Origin of the sequence: Oscillibacter sp. CAG:155 (assembly GCA_000436875.1) — a bacterium.
In the GTDB taxonomy this organism is placed as follows: domain Bacteria; phylum Bacillota; class Clostridia; order Oscillospirales; family Oscillospiraceae; genus Oscillibacter.
The window spans coordinates 1-6,861 of the sequence record FR890954.1 but is presented as its reverse complement, the minus strand read 5'-3'; the positions used below and the strand labels follow the sequence as shown (position 1 = coordinate 6,861).

General features: G+C 58.6%; 6 protein-coding genes. All 6 read left to right on the top strand.

Translation table 11 applies throughout. The features are described from left to right. On the top strand, positions 1-435 hold a 435-nt coding region (locus QZL67_RS09765), incomplete at its 5' end, for an ABC transporter permease subunit (protein WP_292920260.1). Continuing rightward, positions 432-1,934: a glycine betaine ABC transporter substrate-binding protein gene (locus QZL67_RS09760; RefSeq protein WP_022290532.1), complete on the top strand. Its 1,503-nt coding sequence runs from the start codon at positions 432-434 to the stop codon at positions 1,932-1,934. The genes QZL67_RS09765 and QZL67_RS09760, both read left to right, overlap by 4 nt. 121 nt (positions 1,935-2,055) lie before the next feature. Beyond that, positions 2,056-2,616, top strand: a complete 561-nt coding sequence (locus QZL67_RS09755; RefSeq protein ID WP_022290531.1) for an RNA polymerase sigma factor — start codon at positions 2,056-2,058, stop codon at positions 2,614-2,616. After that, the gene (locus QZL67_RS09750; protein WP_022290530.1) at positions 2,613-4,184 is read left to right on the top strand and encodes a hypothetical protein; all 1,572 of its coding nucleotides are present in this window, start codon (positions 2,613-2,615) and stop codon (positions 4,182-4,184) included. The genes QZL67_RS09755 and QZL67_RS09750 overlap by 4 nt, the downstream gene beginning before the upstream one ends. A 237-nt stretch (positions 4,185-4,421) precedes the next feature. Then, the gene (gene ade / locus QZL67_RS09745; protein ID WP_022290529.1) at positions 4,422-6,146 is read left to right on the top strand and encodes an adenine deaminase; all 1,725 of its coding nucleotides are present in this window, start codon (positions 4,422-4,424) and stop codon (positions 6,144-6,146) included. Between the two features lie 224 nt (positions 6,147-6,370). Further along, a complete protein-coding gene (locus QZL67_RS09740) occupies positions 6,371-6,817 on the top strand; it encodes an Hsp20/alpha crystallin family protein (RefSeq protein WP_022290528.1) in 447 nt (148 codons plus the stop codon). Positions 6,818-6,861: the final 44 nt, after the last annotated feature.

The window sequence follows — 6,861 nt, the reverse complement described above, 5'->3', positions numbered from 1 at the left end:
CTGTTCATCTGGTGGGGCAACATCTATCCCACCGTCATTGTGGCATTGAGCGTATACGCCATGTTCCCGGTGCTGAAAAACACCTACACCGGCATTCTGGGGGTGGAGGGCAAGTACATCGAAGCCGCCAAGGGCTGCGGCATGTCCTCGCTGCAGACGCTGGTGAAGGTGGAACTGCCACTGGCCATGCCTACCATCGTGGCCGGTCTCCGCATGGCGGCCATCTACACCGTTTCCTGGGCGGTACTGGCCTCCATGATCGGTCTGGGGGGCCTGGGCAACTTCGTCTATCGGGGCACCTCCTCCAATAACAACACCCTCATCCTCCTGGGCGCCATCCCGGCAGCTATCCTGGCCATTCTCTTCGGCGCCGTCATCGACGTGCTGCAAAAGAAGGTCACGCCCAGAGGGCTGAAAAAGGAGGTGGGCAGATGAGCTGGGACGTTATCTTTGAACACCTCTTCATCGTGCTGGCCGCCAGCATCTTGTCCATCGCCGTGGGCTTGCCCCTGGGCATCTGGGCCTATGTGTCCCGGCGGGCCCGGCCCGTGATTCTGCGGATTGTGGACCTGCTGCAGACCATTCCCTCCCTGGCGCTGCTGGGCATCATCATGGTGGTGCTGGACCCCGGCAAGCTGACCGTCATTATCGGCATCACCCTCTACTCCCTGCTGCCCATCGTCCGCAATACCTGCCTGGGTCTTCAAGAAGTGGACCCCGGCGTGAAGGAGGCGGCTCGGGGCATGGGCATGAGCAAGCCCTACCGGATTCTCATGGTGGAATTTCCGCTGGCCTTCCCTACGGTCTTTACCGGCATCCGCATCGCCGTGGTCAATGCCATCGGCACCGCCGTGTTCGCGGCGTTCGTGGGCGGCGGCGGCTTGGGCGGTGTCATCACCCAGGCCATCCGCATCTCGGACATGGGCATGATCGCCCTGGCCACCGGTGTTCTCATGGTCATCGCCGTGGTGCTGGACCTCATCATGAGCTGGTTTGAAGGGCAGATGCGTAAATCCCGGGGCGGATCCAAGAAAATGTGGATTCCCGTTGCGGCCATTTTGCTGGCGTTCTGCCTGCTGCTGCCCTATGGCAGGGGCTCTACCGGTGACATTTTACTCTATGACGGCGACTACTCCGAGACCCAGCTGATGCACCACATGGTGAAGATGCTGGTGGAGGATCAGACAGACCTGACCGTCACCATCCAGGACCAGATGTCCCAGGTAAACAACTGGAACGCCCTGAAAGACGACGATCATACCTGTGACCTCATGATCTCCTACGACGGCACGCTGCTGACCACCTTCTTCCATCAGGACACCCCCGATGTACCAGAGGGCATGACCATTTACGACTATGTCAAGGAAAAGGCCCTGGAGGACTATGATCTCCACGTGCTGGGCAAGCTGGGCTTTGAGAACACCTATGCCATCGGTGTCCCGGAGGAACTGGCGGAGAAATACGATCTGGAGACCATCAGCGACCTCATCCCCATTGCGGACCAGCTGGTCTTCGGCGCCGAGCAGGAGTTCTTCACCCTGGAAGGCAGCATGAAGTACAATCCCTTTGTGGAGTATTACGGCCTGCACTTCAAGGACTACAATCCCGTAGACATGGGCCTCAAGTACGCCGCCATTGAAAACGGCAGCTTCGACGTGGCCGTGGTCTACACCACCGACGGCCTCAACCGGAAGGTGGGCCTCAAGGTTTTGGAGGATGACAAGAGCTTCTTCCCTGACTACTACGGTGTCTTTGTGGTCCGGGATGATATTCTGGAGCAGTATCCGGAACTGGAAGGCATTTTGGAAGAGCTCACCGGCAAGATCTCCACCGAGCAGATGGCGGAGATGACCTATCAGGTGGACGTACTGGGCCGCACCGTGGACGACGTGGCCCAGGAGTTCCTGGTGAGTCAGGGATTGCTGAGCGCGTAAAAACCTGATACCATGGTTTCCGGGGGAAAATTCCCCCGGAAACCTTTTTATTTTCCGAAACCCACATTCTTTTTCCCCGTCTGAGTCAGTGAAGAGAGAATGAGGAAAGGAGGCGGTCCCCATGGAGGACAGCGACATCATCCAGTTATACTGGGACCGGTCGGAGCGGGCCATTGCGGAGACCTCCGGCAAATACGGTCCCTTCCTCCGCCGCATCGCCTGGAATATCCTCCACAGTCACGGCGACGCGGAGGAATGTGTCAACGACACGTATTTTCGCACCTGGAACGCCATTCCCCCTGCCCGGCCAGCGGCATTCCGGGCCTGGCTGGGGCGCATCACCCGAAATCTCAGTCTGGACCGCTGGAATCAGGAACGCGCCCAGAAGCGGGGCGGCGATGAGACAGCACTGTTGCTGGGAGAGCTGAATGAATGTATTCCCGCCCCCCACCGCACAGAACAGCATTTGGAAGATCAGGCCTTGGCAGATCTTATCAGCGCCTTCTTACGCACGCTTCCCCGGGAAAACCGGGTGATCTTCCTACGGCGCTACTGGTATGGTGAGAGCCTGGAGGCCATTGCCTCCGGCCTTGGGTGCAGCAGCGGAAAGGTGAAGTCCTCCCTCTTCCGCACCCGTGGAAAGCTCAGGACCTATCTGGAACGAGAGGGGGTATCTCTGTGAAGGCACGGCATCTTTTTCAGGTATTGGGGCTCCTGGACGAGGACCTTATCGACGAGGCATGGACCTATGCCCCCACCGTGAAAAAAGCATCCCTCTTCCGGCGGAAACCCTGGCTGCGGGGCCTGAGTGTCGCCGCCTGCTGTGTGCTGGTGTGTACGTTTGGCTTTTTCTATCTGGTGACCGGCGGATTCCGGGGTATGGGCTCCAGCGCACCGAAAACTTCCGAGGGCGCCGCTCCCGAAATCGCAGCCGATGAAGCTGACAGCGGTTTCGGGATGGATTTTTTGTCCTATGCCGGGCCGGTGCTGCCCCTGACCACGCTGGAACATAACTCGCTTCTCACGGCGCAGCGGTCCATCACCTGGGACTTCGCCCCGGGCACCAACGAAGACGGCACGCCCCGCCAGTGGGGCGCACAGGTGACAGACCGCTACACCCTCACCAATCCCACGGACGGTGGCATCTCTGTCACCGCCCTGTACCCCCTCGTCGGCAGCTTGCAGGGCCTTGGCTCCATTTCCCCTGAAATCACGGTGAACGACAGCACGGCGGAGGCCGCACTGTACGCCGGCGGCTATGCCGGGACCTTCGGCGATGCAAATGACGCAGACGGCTCCACCAACAATCTGGCTGGGCCGTACAGCTGGGAGGACTATGCCGCGCTGGTGTCGGATGAGAGGTATCGTGCCGACGCCCTGGGCAGCGGTCCGGAATTGAACACACCGGTGACGGTGTACCGCTTCTCCCATTTCTCTGCTCCCCATGAGACCTACCAGGCCGCCACCCAGGCGGTGGAATTCACCATCGACGAAGGTTCCACCGTCATCCTCAGCTATGGCTTCAACGGCCTGACCCGGGACCCGGAAACCGGGTGGCGGCAATATGATTACTTCGTCCCCGACGGCATTCAGAAGGAATCAGAGCAAAAGCTCCTGGTCGTTCTGGGAGAAGACCTCAGCGGCTACACCCTTCAGGGCTATGCCACCGGCGCCTGTGAAACCCCCATCGACGGTGTTTCCTGCACCGTCACCCGGGAGGAGACCACGTTGAACACCGTACTGGCGGAACTATGCCGGACAGAACTTGCGCAGCTCGAAGATCGATCCCCGTGGCCACAGCTTCTCTCCCTCTATGAGAAGGCAGCCGCAGAGCTGCTGACCGTGTATGGCCCTCTTTCCAGCAATCCCACGGACCGCTACAGCGACGGCCGGCTGGATGACCTGCTGGGCGAGGCACTGTTTATGGACCGGGTATTGTATCTGGCGGTGCCGGTAGCCGTCCCAGCCGGGAGCAGTACAGAGCTCTCCGTTACCTTCTGGAAAGAACCCAGCTACGACTTTGGCGGCTCCGGCACCGGCCGGGAGGGGCTCCAGGGCTTTGACTTGCTGACCACCGCCGGTTCCGCCCTGGATTTCACCGGGCAAACCACCGCCATCGTCCATGCAGACGGTGTGGAAATTCTCGGTCAGGATCTGGGAAGCAGTCTGGAGGACGGGCCGGGTTCCGTCTCCCTGGACCTGGCAAAAGACATGTACTTCCTGGAAATCCATTTCCGGGAAACATCCTGATTTTTCAATTTTCAAAAGCAGCGAGCCGGCGCAGGAGCCTCCCTGCACTGGCTGGCTGCTTTTGCATTTTTCTCCGGCTGTCTCTGTCAGCGGCGCATTTTGATAAATTTCACATCTTTTGGTAGACAAGCGCAGCTTTTTGTCGTATACTTTTTCCAACATAAAATGATATTATTATCATTTATAATTGCAATAAGCAGATTGAATATTCAAAAATTCATAGAGGAGGCGCGTTCTATGTCTGAGAGCTATGCTGGAAAGATCAACCGGAAGCTGCTGAAAAAGCGGCGCATCATCAACGCGGCCGCCGGCCGGGAGCCTGCGGACCTGGTTTTGAAAAATGCCACCTATGTGAATGTGTTCTCCAATGAACTGTGCACCGCCGACATCGCTGTGGCGGAGGGTTTGATTGTAGGCATGGGGCAGTACAGCGGCACCCAGGAAGTAGACATGACCGGCAAGATCGTCCTGCCCGGTTTTCTGGACGCCCACATCCATCTGGAAAGTTCCCTGGTCACCCCCAAGGAATTTGTCCGGGCCGTTTTGCCCCACGGCACCACCACCGTGGTGACAGACCCTCATGAGATTGCCAACGTCATGGGCACCGACGGCATCGAGTACATGCTCCAGGCCACGGAGGGACTGCCGGTGGATGTGCGGTTCATGCTGCCCTCCTGCGTACCGGCCACACCGCTGGATGAATCCGGTGCCGTGCTGGACTACCGGGCCATCGACTCCTTCTACGACCACCCCCGGGTACAGGGTCTGGCGGAAATGATGAACTTTGTGGGCACCATCGCCGGAGACGACCAGTGCGTGGAAAAGATCGTGGCAGCCCAGGCGCACCACAAAAAAATCGACGGCCACGCCCCCGATCTGGTGGGCAACGACCTCAATGCCTACATCGCCGCCGGCGTCTACTCCGACCATGAGTGCCATGACTTGAATGACGCCATCGCCAAGCTGGAGCGGGGACAGTTCATCATGATCCGTGAGGGCACCGCCGCCCGGAATCTGGACGCGCTGGCACCGCTGCTGTGCGACAAATATTCCGAGCGGTGCATGTTCTGCACCGACGATAAGCACCCCAACGATCTGCTGGAAAAGGGCCACATCGACTACATTGTCAAGCGGGCCATCGCTCTGGGCGCCGACCCCATCACCGCCGTGAAGGTGGCCTGCCATAACGCCGCCCGGTATTTCCTGCTGAACAACCGGGGCGCCATCGCCCCTGGCTATCTGGGCGATTTTGTCATCATCGACAACTTCCAGTCCTTTGAGATTCAGCAGGTCTACAAGCGGGGCGAGCTGATGGTGGACCACGGCCAGGTCCGGGACTTCCCCGCCCCTGCCATTGAACCTTATCTGACGGAGCGGGCCCACAATACCTTCCATGTGGACCGCCTGACGGCGGAGGACTTCACGGAAGCTCGTCCCCGGGGCATCATCGGCATGGTGAACGGCGAGATCACCACCGTGGACGCCGGATATTCCGACCGGATCGACGTGGAGTACGACGTATTGAAGATCGCCGTGGTGGAGCGCCACAAGAACACCCACCACATCGGCATCGGCTTCCTGCAGGGCTACGGCCTCAAGTCCGGCGCCGTGGCCACCTCTATCTCCCACGACTCCCACAACATCATCGTGGTGGGCACCAGCGAAGCCGACATGGCCGCGGCGGCCAACCGGGTGGTGGAACTGGGCGGCGGCATCGTGGTCTGGGACGACGGCGCTGTCCAGGCGGAAGTCCCCCTGCCCATTGCCGGCATCATGAGTGAGGAACCGCTGATCACCGTCAACGAAAAACTGGAGGCCGCCAAGGAAAAGGCCTTCGCTCTGGGCGTGGGCCGGGGCATTGATCCCTTCATGACGCTGAGCTTCATGGCACTGCCGGTGATTCCCTCCCTGCGGATCACCACCCGTGGCGTGTTCGACGTCACCAGCCAGAGCTACGTATAAATGGAATCTTCCAAGCATTAGCACTCCGGCACGTGGAGTGCTAATGTTTACAATTCGTTCATTTTCCTGTCACACAATTTCCGATTTTGGTCTCTATCATAATACTTGTAAAAACGAACAGGAGCTTTTCAAGCAGCACCTGTTCCCATCCGGCGGCATCCTGATGATCCATAACCGCCGAATCAATTCCGGATCATGTGGTAATTTTTTAGGAGGAATTGATCATGTTTGAACTGAGACCTTATCGCAGAAATTCTATTAATGTCTGGAACCCCTTCTCTGAAATGGAGGAAATGGAAAAGCGGCTGTTCAACAACAACTTCTTCTCCAATGCGGATCTGGCGGAATTCAAGACCGATATCACGGATGAAGGCAACCATTACCTGCTCAAGGCCGATCTGCCCGGCTTCAAGAAGGAGGACATCCACCTGAATCTGGACGGCGACACCCTGACCATCCAGGCCGAGCGTCACTCCGAGCATGAGGACACCAACAAGAAAGACAAGTACGTCTGCTGTGAGCGCTCCTACGGTTCCTACAGCCGTAGCTTTGATGTTTCCGGCATCCGGGCTGACGAGATTTCCGCCAGCTACGAAGGCGGCGTTCTGGAGCTGAAGATGCCCAAGAAGGAAGCCCAGGCTCCCGCCAGCCGTCAGATCTCCATTCAGTAATCCCCATTCTGTAATCTTAAAGAGGCCCCGCAGCCAGCTGGCTG

Coding starts and splice junctions, on each gene's coding strand:
- QZL67_RS09760 (WP_022290532.1), top strand. CDS start 432: ATGAGCTGGGACGTTATCTTTGAACACCTCTTCATCGTGCTGGCCGCC.
- QZL67_RS09755 (WP_022290531.1), top strand. CDS start 2,056: ATGGAGGACAGCGACATCATCCAGTTATACTGGGACCGGTCGGAGCGG.
- ade (WP_022290529.1), top strand. CDS start 4,422: ATGTCTGAGAGCTATGCTGGAAAGATCAACCGGAAGCTGCTGAAAAAG.
- QZL67_RS09740 (WP_022290528.1), top strand. CDS start 6,371: ATGTTTGAACTGAGACCTTATCGCAGAAATTCTATTAATGTCTGGAAC.